14 protein-coding genes are annotated in these 16,494 nt (G+C 56.6%); 8 read left to right on the forward strand and 6 right to left on the reverse strand.

What is annotated here, in order from left to right:
- The first annotated feature begins 134 nt into the window (after window positions 1-134).
- A complete protein-coding gene (locus tag OPIT5_01205) occupies window positions 135-284 on the forward strand; it encodes a hypothetical protein (GenBank protein ID AHF89093.1) in 150 nt (49 codons plus the stop codon).
- A gap of 268 nt (window positions 285-552) precedes the next feature.
- Here the strand turns inward: OPIT5_01205 and OPIT5_01210 are convergent, their stop codons facing one another.
- The 3 genes from OPIT5_01210 to OPIT5_01220 form a co-directional block, all read right to left on the reverse strand.
- On the reverse strand, window positions 553-912 hold the full coding sequence (locus OPIT5_01210; protein AHF89094.1) for a transcriptional regulator: 360 nt from the start codon (window positions 910-912) through the stop codon (window positions 553-555).
- Between the two features lie 244 nt (window positions 913-1,156).
- A complete protein-coding gene (locus OPIT5_01215) occupies window positions 1,157-1,423 on the reverse strand; it encodes a DNA-binding protein (GenBank protein AHF89095.1) in 267 nt (88 codons plus the stop codon).
- Window positions 1,424-1,690: 267 nt separating this feature from the next.
- The gene (locus OPIT5_01220) at window positions 1,691-1,939 is read right to left on the reverse strand and encodes a transcriptional regulator (GenBank protein AHF89096.1); all 249 of its coding nucleotides are present in this window, start codon (window positions 1,937-1,939) and stop codon (window positions 1,691-1,693) included.
- Window positions 1,940-3,373: 1,434 nt separating this feature from the next.
- Between OPIT5_01220 and OPIT5_01225 the strand changes: the two genes are divergently transcribed.
- The 6 genes from OPIT5_01225 (at window position 3,374) to OPIT5_01250 (ending at window position 11,069) form a co-directional block, all read left to right on the forward strand.
- The gene (locus tag OPIT5_01225) at window positions 3,374-6,433 is read left to right on the forward strand and encodes a hypothetical protein (GenBank protein AHF93943.1); all 3,060 of its coding nucleotides are present in this window, start codon (window positions 3,374-3,376) and stop codon (window positions 6,431-6,433) included.
- Between the two features lie 39 nt (window positions 6,434-6,472).
- Window positions 6,473-7,252, forward strand: a complete 780-nt coding sequence (locus OPIT5_01230; protein AHF93944.1) for a hypothetical protein — start codon at window positions 6,473-6,475, stop codon at window positions 7,250-7,252.
- A 608-nt stretch (window positions 7,253-7,860) separates the two neighbouring features.
- A complete protein-coding gene (locus OPIT5_01235; GenBank protein AHF89097.1) occupies window positions 7,861-8,091 on the forward strand; it encodes a prevent-host-death protein in 231 nt (76 codons plus the stop codon).
- Window positions 8,088-8,510, forward strand: a complete 423-nt coding sequence (locus tag OPIT5_01240) for a twitching motility protein PilT (GenBank protein AHF89098.1) — start codon at window positions 8,088-8,090, stop codon at window positions 8,508-8,510. Before OPIT5_01235 ends, OPIT5_01240 begins: the two co-directional genes overlap by 4 nt.
- A gap of 198 nt (window positions 8,511-8,708) precedes the next feature.
- Window positions 8,709-10,184 (forward strand): hypothetical protein, encoded by a 1,476-nt coding sequence (locus OPIT5_01245; GenBank protein AHF93945.1) that lies wholly within the window; start codon window positions 8,709-8,711, stop codon window positions 10,182-10,184.
- Window positions 10,185-10,388: 204 nt separating this feature from the next.
- Entirely contained in the window at window positions 10,389-11,069 is a 681-nt protein-coding gene (locus tag OPIT5_01250; protein AHF89099.1) for a hypothetical protein, read from the forward strand.
- A 210-nt stretch (window positions 11,070-11,279) separates the two neighbouring features.
- Here the strand turns inward: OPIT5_01250 and OPIT5_01255 are convergent, their stop codons facing one another.
- Together OPIT5_01255 and OPIT5_01260 are read right to left on the reverse strand one after the other, a co-directional pair.
- Complete coding sequence (locus OPIT5_01255) at window positions 11,280-11,717, reverse strand: mucin (GenBank protein ID AHF89100.1); 438 nt, start codon at window positions 11,715-11,717, stop codon at window positions 11,280-11,282.
- A gap of 692 nt (window positions 11,718-12,409) precedes the next feature.
- Window positions 12,410-13,021 (reverse strand): hypothetical protein, encoded by a 612-nt coding sequence (locus OPIT5_01260; GenBank protein ID AHF93946.1) that lies wholly within the window; start codon window positions 13,019-13,021, stop codon window positions 12,410-12,412.
- A gap of 148 nt (window positions 13,022-13,169) precedes the next feature.
- Between OPIT5_01260 and OPIT5_01265 the strand changes: the two genes are divergently transcribed.
- A complete protein-coding gene (locus OPIT5_01265) occupies window positions 13,170-14,294 on the forward strand; it encodes a transposase (GenBank protein AHF89101.1) in 1,125 nt (374 codons plus the stop codon).
- A gap of 811 nt (window positions 14,295-15,105) precedes the next feature.
- Here the strand turns inward: OPIT5_01265 and OPIT5_01270 are convergent.
- Window positions 15,106-15,888 carry a hypothetical protein gene (locus OPIT5_01270; GenBank protein ID AHF93947.1) on the reverse strand — a complete coding sequence of 261 codons (783 nt, stop codon included), beginning with the start codon at window positions 15,886-15,888 and terminating at the stop codon, window positions 15,106-15,108.
- Window positions 15,889-16,494: the final 606 nt, after the last annotated feature.

Here is a 16,494-nt window from a genome sequence, read left to right on the forward strand (position 1 = left end):
AGAGATGCAACCCTTTGCCATGACTCTCCCTCCCCGCCCGGCGGTTTCGTTGCCAGTCGCCTCCCATCCCATATTCCTTTCCGCAAACCGGATTCCCGGCTGCGAAACAGAAAAACCACCAACCCTGCATAAGAATGAAACGTAACGTCCTGATCCTCGTCGGCCTGATCGGCCTCTCCTCGGTGGCCTATGCCGCCATCAAGTGCAGCTTCTGCAACGGCACCGGCTTCAAGCCCAACTCGCCCTTCACCTGCGAATTTTGCAACGGCAAGGGATTCCGCTGAGAATCCCGCCCTCCGTGTAAAACTGTCTGCTTCTTCCGTCACCCCGCCCGGGGCAAGCCATGCCGGCAGCATGGCTTGCCTCATGACCGTGCCTGGACGGACTACCGGCAACACGGAAGCGATTCCTCGCCAGTCCCCGGTGCGTTCCGGGATTTTTGAGAAAAAATCCGGCAACACGAAAAATCCCGAGAGATTTTTCCGGAGCCTGCGAAAGAACCGTGATGATCTGTCACTTTTCCCTGTCTTCCGGGACACCCGCTGCCTGCAATCAGGAAGCGGATTTTTTCGTGGCTGCTTTCGCGGTTCGCGGCTGCCGCTTCCCGGCGGCCTTCCCGCCGGAAGGGCGTGGCCGGAGCAGCTTCGCATTCGTGCCGGGCCGGGTTCCCCGGACGCTTTCCACGGCTGCCGCCAGCAATGCCGGCAAGTCCGCCTCCAGTGCGTCGGACATCCGGAGCAGGGTTTCGATGGTGGGCAGCCGCTGCCGCTTCTCCACCCGCAGGATCATGCTGTGATCCAGTCCCGCCCGCCACGCGGTCTCGTTCATCGACAGACCCCGGTCTTCCCGCTGTTTCTTCAGCAAGGCTACCAGGTGGCTGATGATCGCTTCCCGTTCCGCGTCCGGCTTCATGGCCGCCCTTGTAGGAGGAATGGCGGTTGACAGTAGTTGTGACTATGGTCACAAACCAGAGCGCCATACGACCGGCGGCGAACGGACCCTGCGCCATCCCTCCGGCAGACTCATCCTCTTCCCGGCTTCATCCATGTTTTCCTCTCCCTCGCCAGCTGCCTTTCCGGTGACGAAAAAATTCCGATCAATCCCGGCCCGCTCGGAAGCAAGTTTCGCAGGCAGGACTATGTCTGCGCCGCCGGCCTTACCGGACAATCCGGTGCGGATTTCTACCGCGTTTCGCCTCCGGCTCGGCGTACCGGCCCGCCTCCAGCAAATGCGAGGCCGTTTCTCCCAGCGCGGCAGCGAGCCGATCGACGGTGGCCACCTGCAACCCGGGACGACGTCCGGCTTCAATGTCCTGGTAATGCCGGCACGTCACGCCTGCCTTTTCCGCCAGCACCTCCTGTGTGAGCCCACGGCTCAGCCGCAAATTGCGGAGATTGGCACACAGGATTTCGAGCGAATTCACGCCACGAAAATAGCGCCTTGTCTTTCATGGAAACATGCCACGAAAGTGGCATGTTAACCTGCTTTCACGACATCAGACCTCCTTCACTGATTTTTCCAATGGTTCCGAAGTACTTCCACCACCCCGAAGCTCCCGCGACATCAACCCTCCGAAATGGTAGCATTGTCAGGAATACACCGCCCGGGTGCGATGCGGAATCTTCCCGGTCCTGCGACAGCAGTTCCGGTTCGCTCCGCTTTGGCAACAGATCCCGGACGTCGACTTCCGTCACAACCCCACTTTTGCCAGCAATTGCGAAGATCTCATGCGGAACCCGCGTGCCCAGGCTGCGACCGTCCCCAGCGTCGGTGATTTCTCTCCCCGTTCGATCATGCCGACGTAGGTGCGATGCACATCGACCAATTCGGCAAAATCTTCCTGCGAGAGTCCCAACTCTTCGCGTAACCGGCGCACACCACGCCCGAATTTCAAGAGCATCTCCTCGTCATCGGTATTTTGTCGTCGTGGGCGCGTCACTGGCAAGATTCGCCCATCCTATTCTCAAGCTACTTTTAGATCGACATACTGAAGGTAGCGCAGTTGAGGTAATCCGATAAACACCACCCTCGGTATTCCTCCCTGAAACCAGACAAAAATTCCTCCGGTCCACATTCACTCTCTCTTCGAAATCCCGTGAACAAAACGCATCTCCTCGCCGCCATCTCCCTTTCGGCTTCCTGCCTTTTCCTGCCACTCACGGCCGGATCCTTCCCGGATAACGGTTCCGTGGTCACCGATTCCCTTGTCGTCGAGGAACGCACCACAATCCCGTCCGGTTCCTCACATGGAATCACGATCGCCGATGATGCCATCCTCACCATCCGGAATGTCAGCTACGAAGGCGACGGCGGAGCGATGAACATCGGCAGCGGCAGCAGCCTCACCGTTGCGCCCGCAGAGACCGGCGGCACCGGCAAGGTCATCTTCTTCGGTAACTCTGTCGTCAACAGTTACGGTGACTATAACTCCGGCAGAGGTGGCGCGATCTATAACTCTGGAACAATCACACTCTCCAATGCCGCTTTTTCCGACAACTCCGCCAGTCACGGTGGCGCTATCTATAATTCCGGTACAACTACGCTAGCCAATGTCATCTTCTCCGGCAACTCCGCCAGCGACGGGACGGCATACGGCGGTGCCATCAACAATGATGCATCGGGCACATTGGTGCTGAACAATGCGCTTTTCCAAAATAATCGTGGCGGCCATGGAGGAGCGATTAATAATTATGGTTCAGTATTGGCAACCAATGCCACCTTCATCGGAAACTCGGCGGGAAAAGGTGGGGCGCTTAATAGTTGGTCGGGAGGAAAAATAACACTGACCGATGCCATTTTTTCAAACAATTCAGCCAAAAACGATGGTGGAGCCATCTATAATGCAGGAGGAGAAATTACGCTGAATATCACCAAAGACGCAAGCTACACGGGTAACGTCGCTTATGATGGTACGACCTATAGTGGCAATGCTGTTGCGGTTGCCGCTGCGGGCGGTTTTCTTCAGATGTATTCCTCTGGCCAGACAACCTTCAATATTTCCCCCGTGGCGACCCTCACGATCGGACGGGCAACCACTGATGCAAATTATAACGCTGCCGAAGATTCTATTTCGACCCAAAAGGGCAGTTATGGAACTCCAACCCTCATCAAGCAAGGCGGTGGTACTCTCGTTCTCAACGCTGATAACTCTGGTTACATGGGATCTCTTGAGCTTAAGGAGGGAACAATGATCGTGAACGGGAAGCTCAATATTACAGGGAAAAGTTTAATTGGAAAAGGAACGCTGGCTGTAAATGGATTTCTCACCACTACGGGAGCGACTACCTTGCGTGCAACGCACGATAATGATGCCTTCATTAGTAGCGCCAATTCTGTGGTGGTCAGAGCTTCCGCTCCCGGAGCCAGTGACAACATGCTGACCATTGATTCGGATATTTACGATATCACAACCAACGTCAACTTCACCGGCTCTGGCGAACTGATCAAAAAAGGTTCGGGCACGCTTCGTCTGACCGGGCAAGACAGCTCTTTCAGAAATGCAGACATTGCGGAAGGCACGCTTGAGGTGGCCAATGCCAGCATCCTCTTCTCTGAAAGCGACGATTTGACCAAACACGGCGCAGGCACGCTTCGACTTACCGGAGTAAACAATTTTGCCAATACGTATATTGAACAAGGCACGCTTGAGATTGCGAACGGTGGGGTGCTCTCTACTGGTAAGATCAATATATCAGGTTCGCCCGCCACCCTGCGCTTCGACAACGGTACCCTGCGCGCTACCCAAAACGGCACCTACAATGACTTCATCTCTGGCGGTGGCAGCGGCAGCGCCGTGGAGATTGCTGCCGGGGGCATGACCATCGACACCCGCTCCTTCGATGTCGGCACCTCCTCCGGCGTCCGCTTCACCGGCTCCGGCAACCTCACAAAAACAGGCACGGGCACCTTCACTATCAGCAGCGATGGCTCCGACAATCAGGTCGGCGGCATTTTTATCAACGAAGGCACCCTTGCGTTCAGTTCCGCCAGCCTGGGCACCACCGGCATCACGATCAGCGACGGGGCCAGCATCCGCTTCTCCGGCGACACCACGCTGCGCGCCAAAAGTGACAGCGCCTCGTTCCTTTCCGGCACCACGCCGGGCACTGCCGTTACCACACTCGACAGCACCCTGACCGTCGACACCGGCGTTTATAATGTGACCGCCAACGCCCGCTTCACCGGCACGGGTGACCTTCGCAAACAAGGCACCGGCATACTCCGCCTCACCGGCAAAAGCGATGCCACCGGATACACGAACATCGAGCGTGGCACCCTCGAAGTGGCCGACGGCGGCATCCTCTCTACCAGTCGTGTTTACATGAGCAGCTACAGCAGCGAGAACCCCGCCACCCTGCGCTTCGACAACGGCACCCTTCGCGCCACCCAAAGTGACAGCATGAACTCCTTCATCTCGGGTAGTGGCAGCTACAACGTCGTGGAGATCGCTGCCGGGGGCATGACCATCGACACGCGCTCCTTCGAGGTCGGCTCTTCCGCCCGCTTCACCGGCTCCGGCAACCTCACCAAAACCGGCTCCGGCACCTTCACCATCAGCGATGGCTCCGACAATCAGGTCGGCAGCATTTTTGTCAACGAAGGCACCCTTGCGTTCAGTTCCGCCAACCTGGGCACCACCGGCATCACGATCAGCGACGGGGCGAACGTCCGCTTCTCCGGCGACACCACGCTGCGCGCCAAAAGTGACAGCGCCTCGTTCCTCTCCGGCACCACGCCGGGAACCGCCGTTGCCACGCTTGTCAGCACCCTGACCGTCGACACCGGCGTTTATAATGTGACCGCCAACGCCCGCTTTACCGGCACGGGTGACCTTCGCAAACAAGGCACCGGCATACTCCGCCTCACCGGCAAAAGCGATGCCACCGGATACACGAACATCGAGCGCGGCACCCTCGAAGTGGCCGACGGCGGCGTGCTCTCCGCCCGGCAGGTTTACATGAGCAGCTACAGCAGCGAGAACCCCGCCACCCTGCGCTTCGACAACGGCACCCTTCGCGCCACCCAAAATGACAGCATGAACTCCTTCATCTCGGGTGGTGGCAGCTACAACGTCGTGGAGATCGCCGCCGGGGGCATGACCATCGACACCCGCGCCTTCAGCGTCGGCTCTTCCGCCCGTTTCACCGGCTCCGGCAACCTCACCAAAACCGGCTCCGGCACCTTCACCATCAGCGATGGCTCCGACAATCAGGTCGGCGGCATTTTTGTCAACGAAGGCACCCTTGCGTTCAGTTCCGCCAACCTGGGCACCACCGGCATCACGATCAGCGACGGGGCGAACGTCCGCTTCTCCGGCGACACCACGCTGCGCGCCAAAAGTGACAGCGCCTCGTTCCTCTCCGGCACCACGCCGGGCACTGCCGTTGCCACGCTTGTCAGCACCCTGACCGTCGACACCGGCGTTTATAATGTGACCGCCAACGCCCGCTTCACCGGCACGGGTGACCTTCGCAAACAAGGCACCGGCATACTCCGCCTCACCGGCAAAAGCGATGCCACCGGATACACGAACATCGAACGCGGCACCCTCGAAGTGGCCGACGGCGGCATCCTCTCTACCAGTCGTGTTTACATGAGCGGCAACTACGGCTATGAAAATCCCGCCACTCTCCGTTTTGACAACGGCACCCTTCGCGCCACCCAAAATGACAGCATGAACTCCTTCATCTCGGGTAGTGGCAGCTACAACGTCGTGGAGATCGCTGCCGGCGGCATGACCATTGACACGCGCTCCTTCGAGGTCGGTTCTTCCGCACGCTTCACCGGCACCGGCAACCTCACCAAAACCGGCTCCGGCACCTTCACCATCAGCGGGCAAAGCTACTATACGGGAGCCACGATTATTCGCCAGGGGACACTGGTTGTGGGTAACATAAACGCGTTGAGCGCCAGCAAAACCTATTTCATTGGAACTGGCGCAACCCTTGATCTCTCGGCTCTCGGCACTGCTTACGATTTGTCTGGATCAGGGATGGCCTTCGATGTTGGCATGACGGGCACCGGACTCCTTGATACAGGAAGTAACGAACTGATTTTGGGCGGCGATCTGCTCTTCAATTTTCAAGAAGGCTCCCTTGATCCCAGAATCGTCGTTAAAACCCTCAAGTCAGCATCCGTACTCACAGGGGCAACCACAACCGACACGTTGACTACTCCGCTATGGACCTCGACGGTTTTCAACTCTGGCGAGCAGACCGGAGCATTCGACAGTGTGATACTGACCGGGATTATCAGCGGCACACTCACACAAACAGACAATGGATTGTGGACGGGAATATTCGATGGTTACCACTTCTCCTTCGACGGTTACAATCTCAGCGTGAATGTAAGTTCCGTCCCCGAGCCTGCCACATGGGGTGTAATCATTTCCCTCTGTTGCCTGGGAGTAACCATTTGGCGGAGGCGCAAGTAATTAGGCCAAGCTTTCGTCAGATAAAGCTAAAGATCCATCATGCCACTACTCATCATCATAGCAATTCTCGTAGTCTGGTTTGTTTTCAAGATTGTAAAAATCTTTATCAGTATCGTAAGTTCATTCCTTGATGCCCTGACCTCATTCATTACTATTCACTGGCTTCCCCTCGTATCTGGCTTGATTGTCATCAGCATCCTATTTGTGTGTATTTCCCGGCGGCAAGAAAAACGCGACAGAGAGCAGGAATGGAACGAGATGCGAAAACATATCAACATGATGTTCAAGCGCTGGTCCAAGTACTGGTCTTCATCCTGCTTCATCATTGATTCCAACATCTGGATGAATGAAGACTACGACTCTTTCTTTGTTTTCCTGAAAGAATGGTGTGAAAACTGCAAACACAGTATAGTTCTTTTCGGAGAACAATTTGATGAAATCTCAAACATCAAAAAAGGCACTGTATATAGAGAAGACCGGAACAGGCGCTCCAGGCTGGCAATCAACAGAATCGAATATTTCCAAAAGCTGAGCCTACTTAATATTACACCGATTTCCATGGATGCCAAGATTGGCGCTTATGCCGATCCTGTGATCGTAAAGATAATAACCAGCGAGGCGCGCAAGGGGAACCAATGCACTTTTATATCGGATGACAAGGAATTGCGGATACGGGTAAGAGAACACCTCAAGATGTATGCGAAAAACAAATGGAATATTGTAGAAATAGAAGACACGTTGGCCGATTTTGAGCTTTTTGACATAGCTGCTTCACTTGTGCCTGCTGGTTTAGCAACCGTCCATGGCTCACATCCCTGACATCGGAAAAATATTGAAATTACGACATGAAAACATACCGCACAATTGTATTGATCTTCGCATGCTTGCTGCTCCTGACAGGGTGTTCCGATCCACCGCCCCGCCCTCCTGTTCCGGTTGTAGTGGCTCGCCGCCCTTCTTTGGTCGGGAAGGGTTATGTCTGGATAGTAACAAACACAAGCGACCGCGATCTCACCTTTCAGATCCGCATAGAATTTGGCCCCACGTGGCATCCAACCGTCAAAAAGATAGCGACTCTTGACATAAAAGCCGGCAAGGAGCGCTCATTGGGATGGGCCGAACTAAAGTTTGAGGTGAATAAAGGAGATCGACTTTATATCAGTCATCTGGATTACGAGACCAGCTATTGGTCTATCCCGGAGTGGCTCTAGATACGCCTCCATTTCAGGCTCCGAAAGCAGCCAGAACTATAATTTGTAATCAAAAAAATCTCACGATTCAGAAGGAAATCTGGATGAATAATTAGCAGGCCGACGTTCCCATTGCTTCCGAAAAAAGGCTGGCTCGAAATGCTTGGATATTGCCTTATTCTTGACAGACTGGTTTATTCAACCAGTTTCCAGACCATGAAACCTCTCTCCGATGTCGTGGGTGCCTTTGAGGCGAAGACCAAACTGGGCGAACTCCTGGAGCGCGTCTCCCAAGGGGCAACGTTTACGATCACCAAGCATGACCGGCCTGTTGCCCGGTTGGTCGGCTTTGACGCCGACCGCGCAGCGCAGCGAGCCGAGGCCACCACCGCCCTGCGCGCCTTGCGCTCACGCTACCGCCTGGGCGGACTCGATGTCCGTTCACTCCGTGAGGAGGGGCGCGCATGACTCCCGCCTTCGTGCTCGACTGCTCCGCCACCCTTCCCTGGATTTTTCAGGACGAGGCGACCGACGCCACCGACCGGTTGCTGGACGATCTCACGGCGGGAGCCGAGGCGTGGGTTCCGGCGCTGTGGCATCTGGAACTGGGTAACGTCCTGATCGGCGCCCAACGCCGGGGCCGCATCGACCAGGCGGGCATCGAGGGCTTTTTCTCCCGGCTGGGAGCCTACGAGATTTCGGTCGATACCGAAACGATACCCCGCGCCTGGAACAAGACGCTCGATCTCGCCCTGCTGCACCAGCTCTCGACCTACGACGCCGCCTACCTCGAACTGGCCCTGCGCCGCGACCTCCCGCTCGCCTCTCTGGATACCGCTCTCATCCGCGCCGCCAAGGCCACCGGCGTAACACTTTGCCTGCCCTGATCCGTGGTATGCGTGGACCGGTGCCCCGTACACCGACAGTGATTCCGCGCCCCACTCGCCACGGCTACCGGGCAGCCGCCCGGACCGCATAACATCCTGGAGGAATCCGGATTGGCACAGGTTTGCGGTTGCCCGGCGTCCGCCCCGGCGAGTAATGCTCGAACCACGTCCAACGTCCCTCCCACCATTCTCCCCGCCATGAAAACATATCGCCTCCCGCGTCCCGCGAAAAACATCGTCGTCGCCGCGTTGCTCGCCCTCATCTTCCCCGCCGCCAGACTGCCAGCCGGCCCCGTCACGATCGAGCCGACCCCGACCGCCTCCGCTGAAGCCACAAAAACACCTGCGCTGGCCGACGCCCTGAAAAACCTCCGTGAAGGTTACGCCAAGGCTTTTGTTGCCGCCGGCGGCAACCTCGCGGGATCAGGGTCGAGCTATGAGTGGCGCTCTCTCGACGGCTTCACCCAGGCCCTCGATAACATCGGACAGATGATGGCGAACAACTCCCCGGATGAAGCCCTCCGCCAACTCCGTCGCCTCGCGCGAACCGCGCCGACGCCGGAGATGACCACCCTGCTCGAAAACTACGTCGCCGCCATTGATGCCGACCTCAAAACGCGCGAGGCCGACGCCCTCAAACGCATCAACGCGCTCCTCGACGCGAGCTTCGACGCCCTTGCCGCCGCCCGAAAACCCGAGGACATCAACCCCACCCTCGAACAACTCGCCGGCGTCGGCATTGATTACGAAAACGTCCGTTACAACACGGTCGTCGGGAGAGCCCGCAACGCCGCCGCCAACATGCACGGCTACGCGGTCCGCTGGCAAAATTACCTCGTCCAGAAAAACATCCCGGATGACGCCAGCGCGCGGCAATCGCTCGAAAGCCTCGCCAACAATGTGCCCGGCGAACTGCCGCCCGCCCTGCGCGTCCGTATCGTAAAACACATGACAGCGCTGCGCAATGCCTCCCAGCCCGCCGCCGTCCGGCGCGGCGCTCTCCTTGCCAAAGCCGATGAACTCTTCGCCGCCGCCACCCTCGACACCCTCGAACAGACCGCCGACGACCTCCGCGCCCTCGAAACCTCGCCCGAAGCCAAAACCGCCCGTTCCGGCGAGAAGAACGCCCTGACCCGCCTTTACGAACCGCTCGACCGGCTGGCCGCCGCCACCCGGTATTTCAAGGAAGACCGCGCCCCCGCCGCGCATGAATTGCTGCGCCCCGCCGCCCTCCCCTCCGCCACCCGCCTCCTCATCGCATGCACCCCCGGCCTGGAACGCCTGTGGGACGCATGGTATTTCAAGGCCGTCCCGAAGCTCACCGGCCTTGCCGACCGCCTCACTCCGCCTCGCGACAACGAACACGCCCAAACTTATGTCGCGCGGCTTTACGACGAGGCCGTTGACGCCGGACACTGGCCTGACGCAGCGGTGCTCGCGCAACTGGAGCGCGACCTGCGTCCGGGCGGCGACTGCACCTGTGGGCAGAGGCAGGCAGCCACCGTCGGCAAAAACCCCGCAGCCGCGATCGAAGCCTTTCTACAGGGGCAACTCCTGGAAAAAGCGCGCCAGCCCAAAGCCGCTGCCGCTGCGTATCAGGACGCCCTCCGGCAGGGAGCCCCGTCAAAACTGGAGGACCTGATCATCGAACGTCTCAAAACCCTGAACGAATAAAGACGCCGCCCCCTCCTTCGTGCGCCCCCGTCTGCCCGAAGTCGGAGGGGAGGCAGAAGGCCCTTCCGGGGTCATATGCCCAAAAAACTCACGCGGAGACGCGCAAGGGGGGGTTCTGTCAAAACGGCGCGCCTTTTGCGCGGATCCTGAGAATCCTGAGAAAACGCTTGATCGCGAGGAGACGGAACCGTTCGCATAACGCTCATGACCACACGCGCCACATGGACCCCCCGGGCGCTCGCCTGGGGGTTGTTTCTGGTTTTCCTCTGGCAGGGAACCGCCCCCGTCCGTGCCGAGGAATATCACGGCAATCGCAACAGCCGGGTCTTTCACGCGCCGGACTGCCCCGACTTCAACTGCCGCAACTGCACGGAGAGTTTTGGCAGTTACGACGAGGCGATAAACGCGGGCTTCCGTCCGCATGTGCCGGTGCGCAATTATCCCGGCTGTATCAATGGCAGACCAAAACCACAACCAGCCTCCCGCACCGCCCCTGCCAGCCACACCGCGCCTGCACCCGGGGTTTCACCTCCCGTCGATGCGCTTGCCAACAGCGATTTCGAGTTGAAGCGTCTGTTCGACCAGAAAAAAAGCGACGTTTCTGTTTCCGGAAGAGGCGTGGTCAAGAGCCTGCTTGCCGACGATCTCAATGGCGACCGCCATCAGCGTTTCATCATCGAGCTGGCAAACGGCCAAACCCTGCTGATCGCACACAACATCGACGTTGCCAAGCGCGTCGAACCACTGGCCGTCGGCGACAGTATCGAGTTTCACGGCGAGTATGTGTGGACAGACAAAGGCGGCACCATCCACTGGACCCACCGCGACCGGAAAGGACGCCATCCCACGGGTTTCATCAGTGCCAACGGAAAAACCTTCCTGTGAGGGACTGTAATTGCCCCGACACCACTTGCCGGATTACGGACGGTGACAGAGCCCGTCATCGTTGACGCGAAGTGACCTGCCTGGTGGCGAGCAGCGCGTGGGGCCTCCTCCGGTCTCAGATTCCTGCTGCGGATCAAAGCGTGAGGACACAAAAAAGCCCTGAAGGACACATCAGGGCTTCGCAACGAATGAGACTGATTGGATTTCAGATCAGGAAGCAATGGGCGCGGACTCTTCACCAGCGGGAGCCGAAGAAGGAGCCACCTCGCCACGAGCAGTCACCAGCCCGAATTCCTTTTTGATATTCTGCACGCTTTGGGCAGAGATGCTGAACCGGATCGCGATTTCGGGGCCGCTCTTGCCTTCGAGGACTACGGCCTTCACCTGCTCCTTCAGTTCCGGTGTGATCCTGGCGCGAGTCCTCTTCCCTGCCGGTTTGCCCGAGGGAGCCTTGGCGGTTTTCTTCCCTCGCTTGCCACGAACGCCGACAACCTGTTTCAGGGCTTTGATGAAGTCGTTGACATCGGCATAGCCATACTGGCCTGGAATGGCAGCAAGCTCGGCGGTGCGTTCCTGTTCGATACTGGCTGCTAGTTTGGCAATGCGAAGACGGAGTTCGGTGAGTTCCTGGATTTTTTGGACGAGCATAAGCAAAAGATCCTTCTACAAATGTTATTTAGGTCGTCACAAGCAAACATATTCCGGGATGATCGGGCAATATGGCATCAGGCACTGCTAAATCGAATAAATAAAAAAGAAGACCCGTTCTGCGGCTTCATCAAAACCAATCCAGAAAAATGCTCCCTCATATTGCGTCAGAGATGAATCCTTGGGGAGCGGCCACCATGTTTGTGGCTCCCCTACTTCTGTACCGCGTTTCCGGATTATGGGCCTTTCAGGAAATCCATACGACATCTTTTCTTTACTTCTCCGGCTAGCCAGGAAAGTTGCGATTGCCTTCTCGATATCATGCTTGGGGGCAGAATAACCAATCCAACAGTGAAAGTCACGGCCTGCCTGATAATGATAATTCAGGAGAGTTGCGCTTTTCGGCAATGGGACACCTTGATTTTTTATGCGGTTTTCAATCTCAACTGATGAAAGCACAATGGGTGATGGCGTCTGTACTAATGCTTTGGCCATGAAGTATAGACCGCAACCTGCGATAGTAACAATGACTCCGACGATAAAACCACTTATGGAGTAATAAAATGCTTCAGTCTGTGGCTTCACGGTAAATATTTTTCACATAACGTCCAAGATCAACCATGGAGGTAGATGGCGCGGCTCATGCCTCAGCATGAGGCGTGACGGCTACCGGAATTGACCGCAGCGCCTTGTTAGGCTGGTTCAAATTTTGTGAATGGGAGAGGGTATCCATAGATCTCTCGCCTGTGGATGATGCAGAAGTCGATACCTTCATCGGTCAAATAAACGAGATCCTTCTCGCCAATCCAGACGAGCCGCTTCGACCTAAGTAACGCGACGCCGATGGCGAACGAGAAATGATCAGGCGCTGCGTTGCCGACCTTGAATCCCCATCTGCTGGGCGTTTTGCCTCCCATTCGCTTTTGATGATGCCAAAGCGTCTTCAAAATATTCTTCTCCTCTATCGTGAGTAAGCCAAATACGGCCGGAGTGACGCTCGGCGATGGCGGGGCTGGCGTAGTAGCTCTAGGTGGTTCCGGAGGCTCAGGCGGTGGCGGAGTGATCGTTACTCCTGCCTGAACTTTCGTCTTCACTTCGAGCCCCTTCGCTGTAACCGCAATATACTCAAAGAACTTCGCGAGCTGCGGAAGAAGAGCCACGACAAACACCGCCAGCCCAATCCAATCGAAGGCAACAAGTTTAAGGACGTGGAGAACGCCGAGCACGAAAAGTGCTATAAATCCGAGATGCGTGTAGGTGTCCTTACGCATTTGGTTAATTTCTTCTTCGTAGGGATCGGGCATAATTTTTCTGCCTAGACATTATAGCTGAGGGCAAGAGCGATCTGTAAAAGGGAGCGCTTGTCCCCTAAGCGTGGGTTGCCCCGGGAAGCGGGGCCTATCCACAAGGCTGAGAGTATAACCCAAACAACCTGAAAACGAGGACAAGCGCATGAGAAAGACAGAGCACTATGTTGGACTGGATGTCCACAAAGATACAGTGATGGTGGCGGTGGCCGATGGCGGCCGCGAGGGCGAGGTTCGCCTTTACGGGCAGATCAGCAATGATTTGCACGCCATAGAGAAGGCGTTAAGGAAGATCGGATCGGACGGCGGGGCATTGCACGTGGCCTACGAGGCGGGGCCGACCGGCTACGTGATTTATCGCCGGTTGATGCAATTACAGATTGAGTGCGTGGTGGTGGCTGCATCGAAGACGCCGGTGGACAAGGCGGCACGGCGCAAGACGGACCGCCGGGATGCACAGATGCTGGCGCGGTTGCACCGGGCCGGGGAGTTGACCGCCGTGCACGTGCCGGACGCGGCGGACGAAGCCATGCGCGATTTGACCCGGGCCAGGGCGGACGCGGTGCACGACCTGACGCGGGCCCGGCAGCGCCTCAAGTCGTTTTTGTTGCGTCATGGTTATCGTTACTCGGGCAAGGCGAACTGGAGTGAGGCGCACCGTCGGTATCTGCGAGAGCTGGTGTTGCCGTTGCCGGGGCTCAAGGCGGTGCTCGAGGAATACCTTTTGGCCATCAGTCAGTGCGAGGACCGGGTGAACCGGCTGGAGCAATTGCTGGAATTGCAGGCGCCCTTGTGGCGCTTGTATCCGGCGGTCGAGGCTCTGATGACGCTGCGTGGCGTTCAATTGGTCGCCGCAGCCGTGCTGGTCGCAGAGTTGGGCGATATACGCAGGTTTACTCATCCGCGTGACCTGATGGCGTTTCTTGGGCTAGTGCCCAAGGAGGAAAGCTCGGGGCAAACCCGCAAACTCGGTTCGATCACCAAGGCCGGCAACGCCCATGCGCGCTGGATACTGGTCGAAATGGTCCAGCACGCCTGGTTACCGCCCAAGGTCTCCGCGCACTTGTCCAAACGGCAGGAAGGCCAGCCCGTGCACAGAAAAGAATTGGCTTGGAAGGTCCAGTTGCGGCTGCACAGCCGCGCATGGCACCTGAGCCGGCGCGGCGTGATGAAGCCCAAAATCACCGTGGCCCTCGCTCGCGAAATGGCCGGCTTTGTCTGGGCCATGCTCAAAACCGTCGACTGGGATCATATGACTCGCTGCGCATAAGCCAACCACGTCTGCGAAGAGGGGGAGGATGTTCTTTCAAAGGCCGAATGGCGGCACAAGTCAGGGACCGGGCGGCCGGCCCATGCATGTTGACGTTAGGGGCAGCGGTATCGGAGCCTATCCGTCCGCCACGCACGAGCCTAGGGCATGCGGGCAAGACGCACCAATGAACTGTCGGTAACCAACCCGCGTAGATCAGCACGATCACGGTTTACAGCCAGGATCACGCCAACCAACCCACGCACGCGTTTATCCTATAATCGACCGGTCCCTGTCCTGTGCCTCCATCGGCAAAATAGTTTATATAAACAGATACCTGATAAATCATTGGGCTGCCACTGCTTTTTCCCTCTTGCAGAATCGCAGCTAGATCAACGTCCAAGATGAGCCATGCGAGAGGGGGAGTAACGAGAATCAAAAACCCTTACGAAAACCAGCGAAGCAGCAATCGCATTGGCTCCAGCGATTTGTTAGGCTCCTTGATTTATTGATCCCGACGAAGCGTTCCATCGATTCCGGCTTGAATTGCCTCCAGAAACTTTGCGGCATCTCCAAGTGTTCGTATGGTAAAAAATGACGTGCTCCGCTGTGATGGACGTATATATTTGTTTTTAGCTTGGCTCCAATCGAGTTGTGTCACGCCAAAACCTTTCTTGGCTTTTGCAATTTGGACTGCATGTTTCATGATCTTTTTATTCATTATATTTTGCCTAACGTCCAAGATCAGCCATGGAGGTAGATGGCGCGACTCATGCGACAGCATGAGGCGTGACAGCTACCGGAATTGGCTGCATCGCCTTGTTCGGCTCTTTCATCTATAGTCATTTGCCGGATTGCTTGAGCTTGCATAGGGGAGATCTGCTATCATTTTTCTTAAAATCACAGCGTTCGCTTTATCGAAAATCATAATTGTGGCTTTCATCGTCCCTAGCATGCCAGTGCTTGCACCGTTTATATAAAGAAAATGATCTTTCGGTGTTCCTGAGCAGAAGTCAAAGGAGAGCTTGAATCCATTGGGGCTAGATATGATGGCGATTTCTTTCTCTATCATATCACCGCGATCAGATGCCTGCCTCTCCCATGCTATAAACTTATCGATGGCGGCGATATACTGTGATGCATTCTGTGCGTAGAATCTGGCAGAGTGGTCTTGGCGTCCATATGCATTTATGGTTATGTTAAGAACTCTGCTGCCATCTTTCATGGTTTCAATGCTGGCAAAGGTCGGACGGGTAGAATACTGCGAGTAGACGTCGTTATATTGTCTAGCGACTAATGCGGTCGGGATATTTCTAGTCGTATTTACCATGCCGGCTGCGCATCCGAAGAGGGCAATCGTGGTAATGGCGATAATCAGGCTGAGGATTGTGTGTTTTTTGGTTTTCATTTTGCCGAACAGTGTTATTGAGTGGAACTCGGGGTTCGGTTTTTTGGGGGGAAGCAGGGGAACAGCGATGCTGGATTTTGTCATCTGTAAGATGTTCATGAATGGAATGTTGTAAGTCAAATGAAACTTGGTCCCTGGATCCAGTTCGGCTTTTTGGGAGTATGGTAACTTCGCAAAGCGGAAGCCAAAAAGCGGAACCGAAGGCATGAGAGGAGCCGATTTTTTTCGCAGGATGGGCCGGGGATGCGGAGTCCGCTGGACGGATAGGGCCGGGTGGATAACGGTTTGGGATCTGAGATTTCGCTGCGACGAAAGGAGCAATGAATTTGCATCACCTGATGAAGCCTCGCCAAGTGACGTTTCAGGCAGGATCCGATCGGCAGAGGAGAACTTACGCGAGCTTCGCCCCGTCACGTCCCCAAAGGGAGAGGGAGGTAACCATTGAAAGAATCGGGTGAGCAGGAAGGCGAAAGCCATAAGGCTGACAACCGGAGGCGCGACGCTGAATCGGGCGGAAGTTGGCGCATTCATGGAGGGATGGCAAGCCTCTGTCGCTGGCCGAAATATAATACAAGGTTTTACCTGTTCATCCGGACTCTGAAAGCAAGCAGAGCGGGAAGAGATACCGACCGAAAACGATCTTCGGTCAGTTGTGGGCCGGCTTTGCGGTCGGCCCCGTACAAATCCGGGCGAGCGGAATCACCGTACTCGACTGCTGCCGGGCAGGTGAACACTTCGAAACTTCATGGGCGGGAACCGGGATATCCCCGGGCTCTGCGGGAGCCGTGAACCAGCCATAGGGTCGGCCCCTGC

It is taken from the genome of Opitutaceae bacterium TAV5 (assembly GCA_000242935.3).
In the GTDB taxonomy this organism is placed as follows: domain Bacteria; phylum Verrucomicrobiota; class Verrucomicrobiia; order Opitutales; family Opitutaceae; genus Geminisphaera.

Excerpts from the sequence above, each read along its gene's own strand:
- OPIT5_01240 (AHF89098.1), top strand. The coding sequence starts at position 8,088 with ATGACTCCCGCCTTCGTGCTCGACTGCTCCGCCACCCTTCCCTGGATT.
- OPIT5_01205 (AHF89093.1), top strand. The coding sequence starts at position 135 with ATGAAACGTAACGTCCTGATCCTCGTCGGCCTGATCGGCCTCTCCTCG.
- OPIT5_01265 (AHF89101.1), top strand. The coding sequence starts at position 13,170 with ATGAGAAAGACAGAGCACTATGTTGGACTGGATGTCCACAAAGATACA.
- OPIT5_01210 (AHF89094.1), bottom strand. The coding sequence starts at position 912 with ATGAAGCCGGACGCGGAACGGGAAGCGATCATCAGCCACCTGGTAGCC.
- OPIT5_01230 (AHF93944.1), top strand. The coding sequence starts at position 6,473 with ATGCCACTACTCATCATCATAGCAATTCTCGTAGTCTGGTTTGTTTTC.
- OPIT5_01270 (AHF93947.1), bottom strand. The coding sequence starts at position 15,888 with ATGCCTTCGGTTCCGCTTTTTGGCTTCCGCTTTGCGAAGTTACCATAC.
- OPIT5_01260 (AHF93946.1), bottom strand. The coding sequence starts at position 13,021 with ATGCCCGATCCCTACGAAGAAGAAATTAACCAAATGCGTAAGGACACC.
- OPIT5_01225 (AHF93943.1), top strand. The coding sequence starts at position 3,374 with ATGCTGACCATTGATTCGGATATTTACGATATCACAACCAACGTCAAC.
- OPIT5_01250 (AHF89099.1), top strand. The coding sequence starts at position 10,389 with ATGACCACACGCGCCACATGGACCCCCCGGGCGCTCGCCTGGGGGTTG.
- OPIT5_01255 (AHF89100.1), bottom strand. The coding sequence starts at position 11,717 with ATGCTCGTCCAAAAAATCCAGGAACTCACCGAACTCCGTCTTCGCATT.
- OPIT5_01245 (AHF93945.1), top strand. The coding sequence starts at position 8,709 with ATGAAAACATATCGCCTCCCGCGTCCCGCGAAAAACATCGTCGTCGCC.